The sequence below is a fragment of the Streptomyces sp. NPDC001156 genome (genome assembly GCF_053598275.1).
In genome coordinates this window covers 1-1,410 of record NZ_JBSFJX010000537.1, presented here as the reverse complement: position 1 = coordinate 1,410, position 1,410 = coordinate 1, and the positions used below count along the sequence as shown (strand labels likewise).

Sequence of the window (1,410 nt, the reverse complement as noted above, 5' to 3'; positions counted from 1 at the left end):
GCCGGAAATGGCGAGTCTAAGTATTTAGCTTGTTTCAGTTCCGGGTGGGGAGATCTTGGCGAGGTAGTCGGCGAGCGAGTTCAAGATCTCGTCGGCGGTCTTGGTCCAGGTGAAGGGCTTGGGGTCCTCGTTCCAGGTCTCGATCCACGCCTTGATGTCGTTCTCCAAGGCGTTTACGGAGGTATGGACACCGCGGCGGATGAGCTTGTCGGTCAACAGGCCGAACCATCGCTCGACTTGGTTAATCCATGACGAGCCGGTGGGAGTGAAGTGGACATGGAAGCGGGGGTGTGTGGCCAGCCACGTCTTGATCTCGGGCGTGTTGTGGGTGGCGTAGTTATCGCAGACCAGGTGTACGTCGAGGTCGGCGGGCACTGCCTTGTCTATCTTGATCAGGAACTTCTTGAACTCGATCGCCCGGTGGCGGCGGTGCAGGGCGTGAATGACGGTGCCGTCGGCGATGTTGAAGGCGGCGAACAAGCTGGTGATGCCGTGCCGCAGGTAGTCGTGAGTGCGGCGCTCGGGCATGCCCGGCATCATCGGCAGCACGGGCTGGGACCGGTCCAGGGCCTGGATTTGCGCCTTCTCATCCACGCACAACACCACAGCCTTCTCAGGCGGGTTGTGGTACAGGCCGACGACGTCGACGACCTTCTCGACGAACTGCGGGTCGGTGGAGAGCTTGAATGAGTCCTGGATGTGCGGCTTGAGGTCGAACTTCTTCCAGATCCGCCCAATGGTGGACTTCGACAATCCGGTGCGCTTCGCCATCGAGGCACGCGACCAGTGCGTGTCATTGCCCGGGGTGGACTCCAAGGTGGCCACGAGCACGTCCTCGACCTGGTCGAGCAGGATCGAGGGCGGCCGCCCAGGACGCGGCTCGTCAATCAGACCCTCCAGGCGCGAGGCGACGAACCGCGACCGCCAGCGGTTCACCGTCGCCTGGGCCACCCCGAGGTCTGCAGCGACCTGCTTGTTCGTCCCGCCCTCCGCACAGCGCAGGACGATCTTCGCGCGCAGAGCCAGGTACTGTGCGGTCTTCGCCCGCCGCGCCCAGCGCGTCAACTGCGCGCGCTCGGCCTCAGTGAGTACCAGATCCGGCTTGCGCCGGCCCGGCCGAGGATCGTCCGCCAGACCCGTCATGCGGTGGGCCGCAAAACGGGAGCGCCACTTACCCACTGTCGCCGCAGTCACGCCCAAGTCGGCCGCAGCTCGCGCGTTTGATGCCCCATCCGCACACGCCAGGACGATCCGCGCCCGCTCAGCGAGGCGGGGACGCACCGCGCCGCCTACCCAGAGCGACAGCTCTTCACGCTCCTCGTCGGACAATACGACCTCGACAGCACGCGGACCCCGATGCGACATAGAAATAGTCTACAGACTTAGACTCGCCATTTCCGGCGCGTCACA

1 protein-coding gene is annotated in these 1,410 nt (G+C 64.3%); it reads right to left on the bottom strand.

What is annotated here, in order from left to right:
* Nucleotides 1–24: 24 nt before the first annotated feature.
* Nucleotides 25–1,365, bottom strand: a complete 1,341-nt coding sequence (locus ACWDA7_RS52930; protein WP_450615387.1) for an IS630 family transposase — start codon at nt 1,363–1,365, stop codon at nt 25–27.
* Nucleotides 1,366–1,410: the final 45 nt, after the last annotated feature.

What these genes read in the sequence shown, in the direction of transcription:
- ACWDA7_RS52930 (WP_450615387.1), bottom strand. Translation starts at nt 1,365, where the DNA reads ATGTCGCATCGGGGTCCGCGTGCTGTCGAGGTCGTATTGTCCGACGAG.